Source organism: Planktotalea frisia (assembly GCF_001890925.1).
In the GTDB taxonomy this organism is placed as follows: Bacteria; Pseudomonadota; Alphaproteobacteria; order Rhodobacterales; family Rhodobacteraceae; genus Planktotalea; species Planktotalea frisia.
Genome location: NZ_MLCB01000091.1, coordinates 134,547 through 149,798, shown reverse-complemented (window position 1 = coordinate 149,798; position 15,252 = coordinate 134,547). Strand labels below are relative to the sequence as shown.

Sequence of the window (15,252 nt, the reverse complement as noted above, 5' to 3'; positions counted from 1 at the left end):
AAACCGCTACAACGTCGACGTGAAAAGGACGCCCGATGTTCGATCCATTATCCATTTTGATCCCTCAATAAAGGCCAAGCACAACTGTCATGGTTCCAGCGAGTAGAGGGTCAAGCACATTCTTCATCATGAGACACTGAATTGTCCCATCATGCCGCCGTCTTCATGTTCAAGAATGTGACAATGATACATATACGGTGCCGACGATGGCGCCGGTTTTTCGAACGTTATCGCCAGTTCAACCTCGCCAGCCACGAGAACGGTGTCTTTCCAGCCCCTGTTCTCTGCCCGCGGCTGGCGTCCGTTGTCGGACAAGACTTGAAAGCGCACCCCATGAATATGGAACGGGTGCATCATCATGTCGCCGCGGACAATCCAGCGCTCGGTGCTGTTGAGCTTGGTAGAGAAATTGAGGGCGTTTTGATCATAGGGCGCGCCATTGATTGAAAACTGATTGCCGGAGCGGGACATCATCATGCCCATTCCCATCGACATTTCTAGAGTTAGACGCCGAACGGGGATATCGTTGGAAGAAAGGTCAGGCAACGGGCCATCCATGGCATCGGGCAGGGTGTCGATACGGACGGGGAGGGTTGTATCGACGGCGAAGTGCAGCACCGTAAAACGACCGCCAGAACCACTTCCCATCATTCCACCCATGGCGGAGTTTGCAATATCGTCGGACACCAGGACGCTGTCCCTGCCATCCGTGAAATCAATGAGAACTTCGACCCTTTCTCCTGGCGCAAGCACCATACGAGTGAGTGCAACCGGTCGATCCAGGAATCCACCATCCGTCGCCACGAGGTGAAGTGGCCGATCGTCGGCCAAGGACAGTCGGTAAATCCGCGCATTCGAACCGTTGACAAGACGGCACCGCACGACCCCCTTGGGAACTGCCGCTGAGGCTCCTGCCTGCCCGTTCACGAGCATTGTGTCACCTCGAAAACCATTCATCGATTGATGCATGCCGACATCGTATGTCATGCGACCGCGCCAATTAAATTGACGGTCCTGCAGCACGAGGGTCAAGTCATCAACCGCATAGGTGGACGGCAGACCACGTTCATCGTCTTCCCCATCGGTAACATGCAGAACACCTGCCAGTCCGAACATGACCTGTCGGGCTGTCGAACCGTGCACATGGCTATGATACCATGCTGTTGCTGGAGGCTGATCAAGGTTGAGTACCGGGTCCCATGATCGTCCGGGCGCGATGGCCTGATGCGGCCCACCATCGAAGGGGCCAGGAACAAGCAACCCATGCCAATGCGACGAGACGGGTTCGTCCAGAGTGTTTTGCACCTCGGCCAAAGTATCTGCATCGGTCAAAAGCCGGATCGTTGGTCCAAGATAGCCTTGGTTGTAACCGATGGTTTCGGTCGCGGAACTGCCGCGAAATCGGGTCGCGCCAGATTGAGCTTTCAGCTGAAATCGTCGCGATGTTGTTGCATCCAGAAGCTCTGGGTATTCAAGCTTCCGCCCTGTGCCGGATAGCGCAGCAGATGGCAGCACAGCGGCGGCTCCGAAACCTGCGGCATATCCAATAGCTTCACGGCGGTTCAAGAGGCGCACGTCAGGCCAAGCCTTCCGGAAGGGCCGCCAGGGCAGCTTCCATGCTGACAACCGGATGGCCGGCTGCAATCCAACCTTGCCCGGCGGCAGATCCGAGCATTCCTTCGGATACATCAACAAAGTCACTATACCCAGCTTGCTGGAGACTCCGCATGACACTTCCTGACCGACCACCAGTTGCACAAATGAGGGCGACAGGCCGGCCTTCAGCCATTGCACGGGCTGAAAAAAGCCGCTCGGGGAACCGATCTTCGTGCATGCTGATCGGCCAGGCTCCTTCAGCAATCCCGGTGTCGGCCCATTCCGGCCGCGAACGGACGTCGATCATCCGGACACGATCTTGCCGCAGCGCATTATACGCGGAGTCAGATGACCAAATCTTGGCTGTCTGTGCGACGGCTAAAGTTGGTGAGACGGCTGCAGCGATCAAGGCTAATCCGACCGTGCGACGTGTCAGATCGGATGGCATCGGAGGCCTCCTTTGGAATAGGCAGGCCTGAGGCTTTGTTTATTCATTGTCGCTACCATGGTGATCGGCAGATCCGGAAGCATCCGACGTTGTTTGCATGTCGCCCATCCGTGTACCGGCGGCGTCCATTTCTTGCTGAGTGATCTGACCATCGGCATCCGCGTCCAGATGCTGGAATCGGTCAACCATGCGGTCGCGAACGACACTCATGTGCAAGGTCTCGAATTCCTCGAGGGTCAGCGCACCGTTGGCGTCGGCATCAAATTCTCGCAACTTCACGCCCATGTGTGCGCGCATGTTCTGAGGATCACCGCTGGGCATCATCATGGCCATCATATCACGATCCATCATACCCATCATACCGCCGCGGCCACCCATCCTGGATGCGTGCATCTTCATTATGTTCTGCATCATGGACATCATGTCCCCACTCATCATACCAGTTTGCGCGGCACCATCGCCCATTGTCATGTTGGACATTGCGCCCGTATCAGGCTGAGTTTCGCCGCCGACATGCGACTCCGCAAACGCAGCTTGCGATATGCCAAAGGTAGTCAGCACGCAAAGTGCAAAAATGCTTCTATTTGCCATCGGTCTTTCCTTTCCAACTTACTCTCGAAACATCATTATTATGTCGGATCAGATAAAGACCGGGGGAGGGGGTGTTTTGTAATGATATGTCTCAGGGCTCTTTGTTACAAACGGTGACAAAGCAACCCCTGACAGCCTGCAGGCCGACTTGGTAGGAATGGTACGAACCGCACAAAGCGGTGAGTTCATCGAAGGAGTGGATGATCAGATGACACCTGAAGTTGGTCATTTCGCGCTGGCCTTGGCCTTGGCTCTGGCTCTTGTTCAAAGTGTATTGCCAATCCTCGGTGCCAAACGTGGAAATATTCTTTGGATGCAATCGGCCCGATGGTCCGCGTTTGGACAGGTGCTCTTCGTCACCGTTGCATTCCTTGCGCTCATGCAGGCATTCATCACCAGCGACTTTACGGTCAAGAATGTTGTTGAGAATTCGAATTCACTCAAACCGATGTTGTATAAGGTGGCGGGCACATGGGGCAGCCATGAAGGCTCGCTTTTGCTCTGGACACTCATTTTGACGGTTTTCGGGGCTGCTGTTGCTTTGTTTGGATCCAATATTCCGCAAGCACTGAAGGCGCGAACGCTGTCGGTACAGGCATGGATCAGTGTCGGCTTTCTGACCTTCATGCTGTTTACGTCCAACCCTTTTGATCGCGTCTTCCCGCCACCCAGCGACGGCCAGGACCTTAACCCGCTGCTGCAGGATGTTGGCCTCGCGATGCATCCACCGCTCCTTTATTTTGGATATGTCGGGTTTTCGATTGTTTTCTCTTTTGCCGTTGCAGCCCTTATCGAAGGACGGGTGGATGCCGCCTGGGCGCGGTGGGTGCGTCCGTGGACACTGGCCGCCTGGATGAGCCTGACCGCGGGCATCGCCTTGGGGTCTTGGTGGGCCTATTACGAGCTTGGCTGGGGCGGCTGGTGGTTCTGGGATCCTGTCGAAAACGTCAGTTTCATGCCCTGGCTGATGGGCACGGCACTGCTGCATTCCGCAATCGTGACGGAAAAAAGAGACGCCTTCAAAAGCTGGACAATTCTCCTCGCGATCCTGACCTTTTCCCTGTCCCTCTTGGGAACATTTGTCGTCAGGTCGGGGCTGCTGACCTCTGTGCATGCATTTGCGGTTGATCCCGAAAGAGGCCTCTACATTCTGGGACTGCTGGCGGTGTCAATCGGTGGCTCGCTCGCGCTATTTGCATGGCGCGCGCCGATGATGGAACCGGGTGGGCTGTTCAAACCGATCAGCCGTGAAGCGGGCCTGTTGGTAAACAATCTGATTCTGACAACGGCCACTGGCGTCGTCCTTTTTGGTACATTGTACCCTCTGTTCTACGAAGCAATGACAGGCGGCGAAAAACTGTCGGTAGGCCCGCCATTTTTCAATGCTGCGTTCATTCCGGTCATGTTGCCGCTTGTCTTTGCAATGGGGTGTGGACCCTTCTTGTCGTGGAAGCGCGCGGATTTGCCGGGCGTCCTGCAACGTCTGCGCTTTGTCGCCCTTCTTGCCGTTCTGGGGACGCTTGCGGTCTGGTATTTGGCGGAAGGTGGCCCGGTGTTGGGCTATCTGTCTCTGATGCTCGCCTTTTGGCTGTTCATGGCGACGGTGCGGGAATGGACGATGCGGATCAAGCTGTTTGAGGGCCCGGTTTCAACATCCTGGCGCCGGGCTTCAAATCTGCCCAGATCTGCGCATGGCATGACGTTGGCTCACGCAGGTCTTGCTGTTGCCATGTTCGGATTCATTGGCTCAACAGTTTGGAAATCCGAGGAAATTATGTTTGTCCAGCCCGGCGCTGACATCAGTATCGGCGGGTTTGATGTAAGGTTCAACGGAGTCGAACGGGTGCGTGGGCCCAATTACTTTGCGGATCGCGGTGAATTGACCGTTTCGAGGGATGGAAAATACTTGACCGATCTCTTCCCGGAGCGGCGGACTTACCCGGTTGCTCAAAGCACCACGACCGAGAGCGCGATACGCTCCACACTGGCAGGAGATCTCTATACGTCCATCGCGAACCCGGCCTCGGAGGACGCCAGTACACAAGGCGCATGGACTCTTCGAATTCTGTATGAACCGTTGGTCAATTTCATCTGGATCGGGTCTGCGATGCTTGTTCTAGGCGGCGGTCTTTCGCTGTCGGATCGTCGGCTGCGCGTTGGTGCACCTCGTCGCAAAGCAGCTGTGACCGCTCGGGTTCCGGCAGAGTAACGATGGGACGTATACTGGCATTCATCCCGCTCACGATCGCGGCGGTATTTGGCGGGTTCTTCCTATGGGGGCTGAACCCCGATCGGGATCCAAACAACATTCCATCTGTTTTGATCTCCCAGCCTGCGCCCCAGTTCGATCTGGCTGCCATTGAGGGGCTGGAGACGCCCGGCTTGTCCCGCGCCGATCTCGTGGATAACGCCGGACCGGTCATCGTGAATGTGTTTGCTTCGTGGTGCGTACCCTGCCGGGCGGAGCATGGCATACTGACCCAAATGGTCGAAAAAGATGGGCTGAGGCTGTTCGGTATCAACTACAAGGACAAGCCGGAAGATGCGACAAAATGGCTGGCGGAGCTTGGCAATCCCTATGAAAAGATTGGCTCAGACTTGAGTGGAAGGGCTGGCATTGAATGGGGCCTGTCGGGCGTACCCGAGACGTTCATTGTCGGACCCGATGGAACTGTGTTGTTCAGATACGTCGGGCCTGTTGTTGGTGATGAAGCCATTGCTAGGTTCAGAGAGGCGCTCGAACAGGCAGGCGCATTGCCGAGGGGGCAGAACGGATGAGGCATGTGATCATCGCGCTTTTTTTGCTTCTTCCGGTGATGGCCTTTGCGGTCGAGCCGGACGAGATGTTGCAGGATCTGGTGCTTGAAGAGCGCGCGCGGATGATTTCAAAGGAACTGCGCTGCGTCGTCTGTCAAAATCAGGATATCGACAGCTCCAATGCTGGCGTTGCGCGGGATTTGCGGATTTTGGTGCGTGAAAGGTTGGTCGCTGGCGACAGCGATGAAGAGGTCATCGCGTTTATTCATGCGCGCTATGGCGACTACGTTTTGATGCGCCCGCCTTTCAATGCCTCCACCCTGGCCCTTTGGTTGGCGCCCTTTGTTTTGGCTGTCGTTTCTCTCCTGGCGGGCTGGGCGATCATTTTGAAAAGCCGGCGCAAAGGCGTCGTTGCGGATTTTTCCGAGGTTGAGGAAGCCGAGATTGCGCGTTTCATCGACATTAACACGCCAAAGGACAATTGATGATCTGGTTGGTTTTTGCCGCACTGTCCACAATTGGACTGCTCTTTGTGGGACTACCGCTCCGACGCCGGTCAGAAATGACGTCGGTCATGGCGGATACAACCCCCGCCGTTCTCTTGGACCAATTGGATGAGGTCAAACGGGATCTTGAGCGCGGTGTCATTTCTGGCGCAGAGGCCACCGCGGCAGAACAGGAGATCAAGAGACGGATTCTCATGCAGTCGCGCAAGACTGCTCAGGCGACCAAGGAACTGACATCGGGTGGTCGCTTTGCCATTGTTCTGAGTGCTATGTTCGTTCCGGCCTTCGCATTCGGTTACTACGCGGTCATGGGATCACCGGAGATACCCGGCATTGCATTTTCCGAGCGGACAGCTGAACGTCAAGAGACGGCGAAAGTCGCAGATTTGACAAATCAGCTTTATGATCGGCTCACGACTGATCCCTCCGGAGGACCGTCAGAAGGCTGGATGCTTCTGGGACAAACCTATTCCAGAATGGGTCGGTTCGCAGATGCTGCCGAGGCCTTCGGGATTGTCGCCAAACGACCAGAAGCCACTTCGGCCGTTTTCTCCATGCTTGCAGAGGCCCTTATCTCGGCAGAGCAAGGTGTTGTGACACCGGCTGCGGTGACCGCAATCGAGCATGCGATGGAACTGGACCCGTCCAATCCCGCGGCGGTCTTCTACAAGGCAGTCGCATTGAGACAGAAGGGCGACATCGCGCAGGCACATGACTTGCTGATAAGACGACTGAACAACGCGGACAGTTTCTATCCCTGGATGGAAAGCTTTGTTGCTGAAGCAAACCGAATTGGCGCCGAGATCAGCAGAGCTCCGATCTCACTGGCTGATTTTGCACCGTTGGTCAGTGCACCCGGGCCTTCTCAGGAAGATATGGAAGACGCTCTAGACCTGACCGTGGAGGAGAGACAGGCGTTCATCATGTCGATGGTTGAACGGCTGGCTGCGCGTCTTGAAGATGAGCCGGATGACTTTGACGGGTGGATGCGGCTTGGCAACGCTTTCTCCGTCTTGGGTGATAGGGAACAGGCAATCGCCGCACTTGAACGTGCTGAAGTACTGTTATCAGTAGCTCCGCAAAACGATCCGCGGCGGCAAACTCTACAAGAGGCACTGGCCAGGATGCGCCAATAGCATCTTTCCAGACCTGTTTTCGTGCTCATGCATCGAAAAGCGCATCAATGATGGCACAGTCGGGTGCCGCATCGCCCGTGCAGCGCGCGACGGTTTCTGATAAGACGCGTTCTATCCGTGTCAGATCGGCTATTTTTGCGCGCACTTCTCCGAGATGTACTTCGGCCATGGCTTGGACTTCGGCGCAAGTCTGGATCCGATTATCAACCAAGCCCAGCAACCCGCGAACCTCTTCTAGCGAGAAACCGAGAGCTCGGGACCGCATGACGAACTTCAATCGTCGTACATGGGTATCATCGTAGCTTCGATAGCCCTTCGTACTGCGCGGCGGGTCCGGCATGATGCCGATTTTCTCATAATAGCGAATGGTTTCCGGGTTGCAGCCCGTCGCTCGTGCCAAATCACCCCGCCGAATTGAACTCACGCTTGTGTTACTCATTTCGCAAAAAAACCCCTTGAGCCTGTATCAACTACAGACCCTAGAACGGTGGAAATATCTGTTCAAGGAAGATTCGATGGAACAAAATTTGGCGGAACTTCCGCAATCTCGGTCGCAGAAAATTGGCGACGAAACCACCAAGGGATGGGGCGTGACCGGCCTCGGCGTCCTCGGTGCGCTGGCGATGACCTCGTGCTGCATTCTGCCGCTTGTTCTGGTCAGCTTTGGCGTGACGGGCGTGTTCATCGCGCAGCTCGGGGCCCTCTATGCCTACAAGTGGTACACCTTCGCGCTGAGCGCCGCGTTCTTGGGATACGGCTTCTACAAGGCTTACAAGCCTGTAGATGCCGAGTCCTGTGCCGATGGCACCTGCGCCCGCCCCATCGACCGCCAAATCATGCGGGCGACCCTCTGGGCCGCTTCCGCGATTGTCGCTGTCGCCATGATCTTTCCCTACATCACCCCCTTCATCCTGAAATTCTGAACGAGGACAATGACCATGAAGCATCTTCTGCTATCCGCCCTGACTATCGCCGCACTCTCGACTCCGACCCTCGCTGAAGAGCGCCAGGTCGAGATCGCCGTCAGCGAACTGACATGCCCGTCCTGTTCATTCATCGTCGCCAGCTCGATGCGCGGTGTTCCGTCGGTCGAGATCGCCGCATTCGAGGACGGCCCCGAATACGGGCAGGGTGTTTACAGCGTGACCTACGATGACGCCGAAACTTCCATCGAAAGCATCATCGGCGCGGTGACGGCCAATGGCTATCCGGCGCAGGTGCTGCCCGACACAGCCTCCTGAGCCGCCTGCAATGCGTGACAATCTGATGGGTGGCCTGCTGGCCTTCGGAATAGCAGCTCCGGTCGTGGTCGTCTGCTGCGGCGGCGGAACTGCCGTGCTTGCAGCGTTGTTCGGCGGCGTTGGGGCTTGGCTCTCTGGAATGAGTGGCATTGCCGTGCTGGTTTTGGCGGGTCTGACCTACCTGATCGTCCGCGCATTGCGTCGTTCGCAAATGAAACGCGCCTCCGGCCCCGACCCATCACAGAGAAAGACGGCTCCTTGACTGGCACACCTGAAAATTCCGACCGTCTGCTGAAATGGGGGCTTGGCGGTGCGCTCTTCGCCGCGCTCTGCTGCTTTACGCCGCTTCTGGTCGTCATCGTCGCTGGCGTCGGATTGTCGGCCCTAACGGGTTGGCTCGATTACGCCCTGTTCCCGCTGCTGTTTTTCAGCCTCGCCGTGGTGGCACAGGCCCTTTGGCTGCGCGCTGGCAAGCCGGGACCGGCCCCGAAACTTTGGGCCACCGGCCTCGCGGTGGCCCTGTCGATCCTGATCATTCTTCTCGAATTCAGGTTCGCAATACGGATCACAATCGGCGTTTTCGCCGCCACAGCACTCTACGCGGTTCTGCTGAACCGTGCGCAAAAGAAAGGAACGCTCTCATGATGATGGGATGTTGCACCGCCACCGGTATGTTCTTCGGTCTTCTCGGCATGCTCACACCGCTGATCGCAATCGGCGCGGTCATTTATCTGTTCGCTGCCAAATCGAACAACCCCGAGTATGGTGAGGCGCGCTGAGATGAAAGACCTGAACAAAAACGACGATGGACAGGGCGGCTATGACCTGATCGTTCTTGGGGCCGGATCGGCGGGGTTCTCCGCCGCAATTACCGGCGCGGATGCCGGAAAGCGCGTCGCTCTCGTGGGACATGGCACCATCGGCGGAACCTGCGTCAACGTGGGATGCGTGCCGTCCAAGGCGATGATCCGCGCGGCAGAGGCCGTGCACGGTGCGGGAGCTGCCAAACGGTTCCCCGGTCTATCAGGCCACGCGCAAGTCGATGACTGGCAGACGCTCGTTCAGTCCAAGGACGATCTGGTCGAGACCCTGCGCCAGAAGAAATACGCGGACCTTCTGCCGGAATATGAGGGTGTCGATTACATCGACGCCGGTCCCGCGCGGCTGATCGAAGGTGGCGTGACAGTCGGTGAGCGAACCCTGAAAGCACCGAGGACCATCATCGCCACGGGCGGGCGTCCCGTCCTGCCGACCATCGACGGCATCGAGGAAATCGGCGCGCTCGACAGCACCAGTCTTCTGGAGCTCGAAGTACTGCCGAAAAGCCTGATCTTCATCGGCGCGGGTTACATCGGCGCGGAACTGGCCCAGATGATGAGCCGCATGGGCGTGAAGGTCACGCTTGTTGCCCGTTCGCATCTGTTGCCCGGCGCGGAACCAGAGGTCTCGGAGGCATTGGCGGCGGCGTTCGAGGCCGAAGGCATCACCCTTCTGACCGGGTTAAGCTACGACACTGTGCGCCGCGACGACGCGGGCGTGACACTGCGCGTGATCCAGAACGGAAAGCCTGTCGAAGTGACGGCGGATCACCTCGTTTCGACCGCTGGCAGGCGGGCCAATACCGAAGATATGGGCCTGGACGCAATCGGCGTGGAAACCGACGCGCGTGGGTCCATCGTCGTCGGCGAGGACATGCAGACATCGGTGCCCGGCATCTATGCTGCGGGCGATGTGACCAACCGTGACCAGTTCGTCTATATGGCGGCCTATGGTGCAAAGCTCGCAGCCAAAAACGCAGTGCTTGGTGAGGACCATCGTTACGACAACGCCGCGATGCCCTGGGTTGTGTTTTCCGACCCGCAGGTCGCGGGCGTCGGTCCCAGTGAAACCCAGGCTCGGGACGCGGGCTTCGACGTCAAGACGTCCATCGTGCCGCTCGATCAAGTGCCGCGCGCGCTGGCCGCACGCGACACGCGCGGATTGATCAAGCTGGTGGCGGACAGAAAGACCGACCGGCTGCTTGGTGGCCAGATCATCGCGCCCGAGGGGTCCGATACGATCCAGACCCTCGTCATGGCGCTGAAGTTCGGCATGACAACAAAGGCGCTCGGCGAGACGATCTTCCCGTATCTGACGACCGTGGAAGGGCTGAAGTTGGCGGCGCAAACCTTCGACATGGACGTGGCGAAGCTGAGCTGCTGCGCGGGATGACAGATCGGCAAAAAAACTGGAGGCTCTGGCAACCACTACAGCGTGTTGCAAGATGCCTTAATTGAAAGCAAACCCGCTCCTTCCATCGTCGCAGGATACTTTTTGAACGCCCTTTCCAGACAGGCCCACCAGTCGGCAACCATCGGGTAGACGCACATTGTCGGCAGCGGCCCGTGTAACCGACGGAGGCTCTAACGGACAAATCCCGCCTGACGTCGAGCATCCGCCCAGGACAAGCAGACCGACGATGGTGGAACTGAGGGCCAGACGACGCTTAGCGCGAGCGTGCAATGTCCCGAGCAGGAACCTGTCCATCGCGGAATTCTGCATCCAATGTATCCTCTTGCGCCTGCTCATCTTTTGACCCGTGGCACGACTTTCCAATCAATTTGTGCATCACAACGTGTGCCCCGAGGCAGAGTGCGATCGGCGCAAAAAGCCCGACGTTGGTCCACAGACCGGCAATTGTACCCCCAGCGACAAAGAAGGCCGCGATCGGCAACAGCATGACGGCACAACAGACCACCATGCCATAGTGCATCAGTTTCGATGACCAGGTGGGTTTTTGGCTTTGAGTGTCAGACATGTAGCTCTCCAGACATTCTCGGACGTCTGTGCAACATTCCAGTGAGGTAAGGTCAAGGGTACATTTCGATACACTTGATCAGATGACGGTCTACGAATAGTTGTCCGGGTAAATCAGTCAGGTTGCCGAATTCAGCGCGTAAGACAAGACTGTCACACCGGGGATCGAGACCAGGCTGAAGAGCAGAGCTATATTCCTCGTTTTGGATTTGCTTGTATCAGACGTCTCGCCTGAACGTTTTGTCAGAACGGCCAGAAGCGCGATGAATGCGCCCGGCACAACGGCGTAGAGATACACGCCAGAGATGTTGTGAAAAATGAACGACCGCTCAAGCGTTGGTCCAACCACGCTTACTGCGGTTGCGCGATTGCCGCTGAAGGAGCCAAACAAGTCAGCCGACAGTACATAAACGAGAATGTGAATCGCGATGAAAGTGGCGCTTCGAAGGAGGCCATCCAGAACGATATACCCGATCTCCGAGCGGTCGGGATTATTCAACGTGTTATGTGCGAAGACAAACCCGATATAGTTGACAATAAATACAACCGGCAGCCCGTTTGTCATCACCTGACGCAGAAACCGCCCGAGCGCTGTGGAATTCGTCACGAGCATCGCCGCAAAATTGGGCGTGCTGACGACGTAGACAAACAGAAACGGCAGGATGCTTGCCATGCTCAGAAGGGATACGTTCCAACAAAACCTACCAAATGGCAGCGCGGGAGAATAGCTTTGTCGGAACGTATCGGGAGAAAGCACGTCAGCCGTGTGTCGCGAAAACCCGGGTCGATCCGTCCATAAGCACAAGCATCACATCATACGGATCGCCCCTGGTGCCCATACCGGGCGACCCCATAGGCATGCCCGGCGCTGTCACGCCGCGCGCCGCAGGCTTTTCCTGCAGCAACCGCGCGATGTCGGAGGCAGGCACGTGGCCCTCAACGAAGTAGCCACTCACAGAAGTCGTGTGACATCCGGCGAGCTCTGGCGCGATGCCGTATTTCTGCTTCAACACTTGAAGGGTGTCATAGTCGACGTCTTCAACTGATGCTTTGAACCCGGCAGAGATCATCTCATCAACCCACGCACCGCAGCAGCCGCAGGTCGGTGTTTTGGTTACCTGCAACATCGGGGTAGCAGTCTGTGACAATGCGGGACCTGCTGCAATCGCACTGGCGACCGTCAAGACAAATTGGCGTCTGTCCATTTCGAACTCCTTTTTCTCTTGGTTCTGATACTTGACATGCGTTCGGGAGTCGACCGGTAGACGTTGTTACATTTGGCTACAATCACGGGATGGGCGTTCCTGAGCCGGAATGTCTATAAAGACAATATGAAAGAGCAACCACGTATACTGGTCGTCGACGACCATTCAGAGATCAGAAAATCCGTAACAAGTTATCTGGAACGGAACGGACTACGTGCATCTGCGGCAGAGAATGCCGAACAGATGGACAGTAAGCTCGCAGAAGCCAATTTCGATCTCATCGTGTTGGATGTCATGATGCCGGGGGAAGACGGGTTGTCCGCGTGTCGGCGGCTGCGCAGGGAAGGACATACACCGATCCTGATGCTGACCGCATTGGGAGACGATGACGACCGCATAGCTGGCCTGGACGGCGGGGCGGACGACTACCTTGCGAAGCCCTTCAACCCCAAAGAACTGTTGGCGCGGATTAATGCAATTCTGCGACGAACGCAGCAAATCCCGCAGATCGACGACTTTGCCGGGAAGACAGTCAAATTTGCACATCTTGAGCTAGATGTCGACGGTCGCACTCTGATTGACCAAACTGGGTCCCGCACGCAACTCACGTCCGGGGAACTGAAATTGCTAACGCTGTTCCTCAAAAGGCCGAGGGCCGTCCTCGACAGAGACCACCTTCTTGAACTCAGCACAGGACGCATAGCGGGGCCTCTGGATCGAACAATAGACAATCAGGTGAGCCGATTGCGCAGGAAAATCGAGCAGGATGTATTGCGGCCCAGGGTCATCGCGACTGTGCGTAATGGTGGATACAGCCTGTCTTGCGATGTCGAGATATGCGCATGAAGATGTTACCACGGACGTTGCGCGCGCAGATTGCGCTTCTGGTCCTCGGCGTACTGTCCCTCGCACAGGCCCTAAGCCTGTGGTTCTTTGTTGATGAAAGATCGCTTGCCGTACAGGCTGCGATCGGTGCCGAAGCAGCGGCGCGCGCGGCAAACGTCGCTCAGTTGATTGAAGGGGCTCCCCCGGAACTGCACGCGCAGATCATTCGCGCTGCGACCTCACCGCTTGTGCGTTTCGATCTGGCAAATGCTCCAACGGTCCCCCATGGAGATCATGATGAAGGCGGGGCGGTTGAGGCACGGATCCGGGCATTGCTGGGAGAGAGTTACAGCCGTGATATTCGGGTTGAGGTTCATGAAATTGAAGGAGGCCTGCTGCCACTTCCAAATCTGTCTCCTGAAATGGCGGAAATGCATGCTGAAATGATGCAAGGCAGCCTTGCTGCCATTGAAATGGAGCTTTCTATTGCATTGGCAGGTGGAAGTTGGCTCAACGTCGGTACGCGATTTGAAAGGCCGCCGCTGCAATGGTCCCTCGCCTCCAACATATCATTTGCTGTGACTGCGGGCCTTCTGTTGGTTGCCAGTTTCTGGTTTCTTCTCTCCAGATTGACCGGCCCGCTCAACAACCTGGCAAACGCATCCGAACGCTTGGGGCGTGGTGCCGGAGAGGGGGACTTGCCGGTTGTGGGACCGAAGGAAGTGCAAGACCTGACCCATGCGTTCAATACTATGCAGGATCGCTTGACACGTTTTGTCAGTGACCGAACCCAGATGCTTGCGGCGCTGGCGCACGATCTCCGTTCCCCTCTGACCGCCCTTCGCGTGCGGGCAGAGATGGTAGATGATGAGGATACACGCGCATCCTTAGTGACATCGAGCGAAGAGATGCAACAAATGGTCGATGCAACTCTGGATTTCGCGAAGGGTGTGGGCCAGCATGAAGACGTCCAATCCATTGATCTTCATGATCTGATTACCGGTATGGGGTTGGACAAGGTTCAAATGAACAGCGAAGGGCCCCTGATCGCATCTGTGAAGCCAAGTGCGATGCGGCGCGCCATGAGAAACCTGATTGAGAACGCGATCCGCTATGGGAACGAGGCCAGAGTATCTTGGGAAAGGTCGGGCGATGAGGTAGTGATCGCCGTTGACGACAATGGGCCCGGCATCCCCGAAAATCAACTAGAGGCCGTCTTCGGGCCTTATGTCCGACTTGAGACGTCGCGATCACAAGAAACGGGCGGTCATGGTTTGGGGCTGTCAATTGCGCGAAGTATCGTCCTTGAGCACGGCGGTTCCATTTTGTTGAAAAATCGCGTTGATGCGGGGCTCCGCGCAGAAATCACGCTGCCAATCAGGCCGGGTGCCGGCACCTCGCGACAAGAGTCTCTTTCGCCACGTATAGCGCATGCTATTACTAACCTCAAAACACAATAATTTCCCAAGGTACGTATATGAAACGAAGACATTTTCTGACGTCTGTTATTGCTCTTTCCGTGTGCGGAAAAACAGCATTTGCTCATAGTGACGCAGAGCATGATCGCCGCATCGGACCATCTGTCGTGCCTCCTGAGCATTTGCCGCGCGAAGTTGAGTATTCCGAGGCAGGGAAGCCGGGAGAAATACATGTCGATCCGAACCAGTTCGCGTTGTTTTGGACTTTGCCGAACCATCGTGCGGTCAGGTACACGGTCGGAATTGGCAGGGAAGGCCTCTATGAATCCGGCGAGTTCTATGTCGCGCGCAAGCAAAAGTGGCCGCGCTGGACGCCGACACCTGCAATGATAAGCAGAGAGCCGGGCCGATATCTTCGTTTTGCCGGCGGTGTTCCTGGGGGACTAAAAAATCCACTGGGTGCAAGAGCGTTGTACCTCTTTCAACCGGGTCGAGGAGACACATACCTAAGGATTCACGGAACCACGGACCCGAAGACGATCGGTCGACGCGTCTCGAACGGTTGCGCGAGGCTTACGAACAACCAAATTGTCGAGTTATACGAGCAAGTCCCGATCCAGACGCGTGTTGTGCTCAAACCTTTCGCCACGTGAGAATAGCAAAAACGCTCACAGAGCCTTGATAGCGATACATATAGTTACAAAAAACCAACCGCCCAGCTATTCAGGGAAAC

20 protein-coding genes are annotated in these 15,252 nt (G+C 56.6%); 13 read left to right on the top strand and 7 right to left on the bottom strand.

Translation table 11 applies throughout. From position 1 onward, the window contains the following. Positions 1–126: 126 nt before the first annotated feature. From PFRI_RS06130 to PFRI_RS06120, 3 genes are read right to left on the bottom strand one after another with little or no spacing between them, the layout of a single operon-like run. Complete coding sequence (locus PFRI_RS06130; RefSeq protein WP_072629822.1) at positions 127–1,575, bottom strand: multicopper oxidase domain-containing protein; 1,449 nt, start codon at positions 1,573–1,575, stop codon at positions 127–129. Position 1,576: 1 nt separating this feature from the next. Continuing rightward, complete coding sequence (locus tag PFRI_RS06125; RefSeq protein WP_058314112.1) at positions 1,577–2,044, bottom strand: rhodanese-like domain-containing protein; 468 nt, start codon at positions 2,042–2,044, stop codon at positions 1,577–1,579. Between the two features lie 39 nt (positions 2,045–2,083). After that, positions 2,084–2,635 carry a penta-EF hand family protein gene (locus PFRI_RS06120; protein WP_072629821.1) on the bottom strand — a complete coding sequence of 184 codons (552 nt, stop codon included), beginning with the start codon at positions 2,633–2,635 and terminating at the stop codon, positions 2,084–2,086. Between the two features lie 208 nt (positions 2,636–2,843). On the opposite strand from PFRI_RS06120, the gene PFRI_RS06115 reads away from it, so the two are divergent. From PFRI_RS06115 to ccmI, 4 genes are read left to right on the top strand one after another with little or no spacing between them, the layout of a single operon-like run. Continuing rightward, a complete protein-coding gene (locus tag PFRI_RS06115; protein WP_058314156.1) occupies positions 2,844–4,844 on the top strand; it encodes a heme lyase CcmF/NrfE family subunit in 2,001 nt (666 codons plus the stop codon). 2 nt (positions 4,845–4,846) lie between these two features. Then, positions 4,847–5,413, top strand: coding sequence for a DsbE family thiol:disulfide interchange protein (locus tag PFRI_RS06110; protein WP_058314110.1), 567 nt, complete (start codon positions 4,847–4,849; stop codon positions 5,411–5,413). Further along, positions 5,410–5,877 (top strand): cytochrome c-type biogenesis protein, encoded by a 468-nt coding sequence (locus PFRI_RS06105; protein ID WP_072629820.1) that lies wholly within the window; start codon positions 5,410–5,412, stop codon positions 5,875–5,877. Before PFRI_RS06110 ends, PFRI_RS06105 begins: the two co-directional genes overlap by 4 nt. Further along, positions 5,877–7,034, top strand: a complete 1,158-nt coding sequence (gene ccmI / locus PFRI_RS06100) for a c-type cytochrome biogenesis protein CcmI (RefSeq protein WP_072629819.1) — start codon at positions 5,877–5,879, stop codon at positions 7,032–7,034. The genes PFRI_RS06105 and ccmI overlap by 1 nt, the downstream gene beginning before the upstream one ends. A 25-nt stretch (positions 7,035–7,059) precedes the next feature. Here the strand turns inward: ccmI and PFRI_RS06095 are convergent, their stop codons facing one another. Continuing rightward, positions 7,060–7,473 (bottom strand): MerR family transcriptional regulator, encoded by a 414-nt coding sequence (locus PFRI_RS06095; RefSeq protein ID WP_058314107.1) that lies wholly within the window; start codon positions 7,471–7,473, stop codon positions 7,060–7,062. Positions 7,474–7,549: 76 nt separating this feature from the next. On the opposite strand from PFRI_RS06095, the gene PFRI_RS06090 reads away from it, so the two are divergent. From PFRI_RS06090 to merA, 6 genes are read left to right on the top strand one after another with little or no spacing between them, the layout of a single operon-like run. After that, positions 7,550–7,957 carry a mercuric transporter MerT family protein gene (locus tag PFRI_RS06090; RefSeq protein WP_240310512.1) on the top strand — a complete coding sequence of 136 codons (408 nt, stop codon included), beginning with the start codon at positions 7,550–7,552 and terminating at the stop codon, positions 7,955–7,957. A gap of 15 nt (positions 7,958–7,972) precedes the next feature. Further along, positions 7,973–8,275, top strand: a complete 303-nt coding sequence (locus PFRI_RS06085; RefSeq protein WP_072629818.1) for a heavy-metal-associated domain-containing protein — start codon at positions 7,973–7,975, stop codon at positions 8,273–8,275. A gap of 10 nt (positions 8,276–8,285) precedes the next feature. Next, positions 8,286–8,537 carry a hypothetical protein gene (locus PFRI_RS21105; RefSeq protein WP_072629817.1) on the top strand — a complete coding sequence of 84 codons (252 nt, stop codon included), beginning with the start codon at positions 8,286–8,288 and terminating at the stop codon, positions 8,535–8,537. Beyond that, positions 8,534–8,920, top strand: coding sequence for a mercury resistance system transport protein MerF (gene merF, locus PFRI_RS06075; protein WP_072629816.1), 387 nt, complete (start codon positions 8,534–8,536; stop codon positions 8,918–8,920). Before PFRI_RS21105 ends, merF begins: the two co-directional genes overlap by 4 nt. Beyond that, positions 8,917–9,054 carry a hypothetical protein gene (locus PFRI_RS21300; RefSeq protein WP_153218051.1) on the top strand — a complete coding sequence of 46 codons (138 nt, stop codon included), beginning with the start codon at positions 8,917–8,919 and terminating at the stop codon, positions 9,052–9,054. Before merF ends, PFRI_RS21300 begins: the two co-directional genes overlap by 4 nt. Before the next feature lies 1 nt (position 9,055). Continuing rightward, positions 9,056–10,486, top strand: a complete 1,431-nt coding sequence (gene merA, locus PFRI_RS06070; RefSeq protein WP_211317755.1) for a mercury(II) reductase — start codon at positions 9,056–9,058, stop codon at positions 10,484–10,486. 274 nt (positions 10,487–10,760) lie between these two features. On the opposite strand, the gene PFRI_RS06065 is transcribed toward merA, so the two are convergent. From PFRI_RS06065 to PFRI_RS06055, 3 genes are all read right to left on the bottom strand, one after another. Further along, entirely contained in the window at positions 10,761–11,072 is a 312-nt protein-coding gene (locus tag PFRI_RS06065) for a DUF2933 domain-containing protein (RefSeq protein WP_058314104.1), read from the bottom strand. A 117-nt stretch (positions 11,073–11,189) separates the two neighbouring features. Further along, positions 11,190–11,744: a hypothetical protein gene (locus PFRI_RS06060; protein WP_235872024.1), complete on the bottom strand. Its 555-nt coding sequence runs from the start codon at positions 11,742–11,744 to the stop codon at positions 11,190–11,192. A gap of 85 nt (positions 11,745–11,829) precedes the next feature. After that, on the bottom strand, positions 11,830–12,276 hold the full coding sequence (locus PFRI_RS06055) for a DUF411 domain-containing protein (RefSeq protein WP_058314103.1): 447 nt from the start codon (positions 12,274–12,276) through the stop codon (positions 11,830–11,832). Between the two features lie 126 nt (positions 12,277–12,402). On the opposite strand from PFRI_RS06055, the gene PFRI_RS06050 reads away from it, so the two are divergent. From PFRI_RS06050 to PFRI_RS06040, 3 genes are read left to right on the top strand one after another with little or no spacing between them, the layout of a single operon-like run. Further along, complete coding sequence (locus PFRI_RS06050; protein WP_072629815.1) at positions 12,403–13,122, top strand: response regulator; 720 nt, start codon at positions 12,403–12,405, stop codon at positions 13,120–13,122. Beyond that, on the top strand, positions 13,119–14,561 hold the full coding sequence (locus PFRI_RS06045) for an ATP-binding protein (RefSeq protein ID WP_072629814.1): 1,443 nt from the start codon (positions 13,119–13,121) through the stop codon (positions 14,559–14,561). The genes PFRI_RS06050 and PFRI_RS06045 overlap by 4 nt, the downstream gene beginning before the upstream one ends. Before the next feature lie 17 nt (positions 14,562–14,578). Further along, positions 14,579–15,172, top strand: a complete 594-nt coding sequence (locus PFRI_RS06040; RefSeq protein WP_072629813.1) for a L,D-transpeptidase — start codon at positions 14,579–14,581, stop codon at positions 15,170–15,172. Positions 15,173–15,252: the final 80 nt, after the last annotated feature.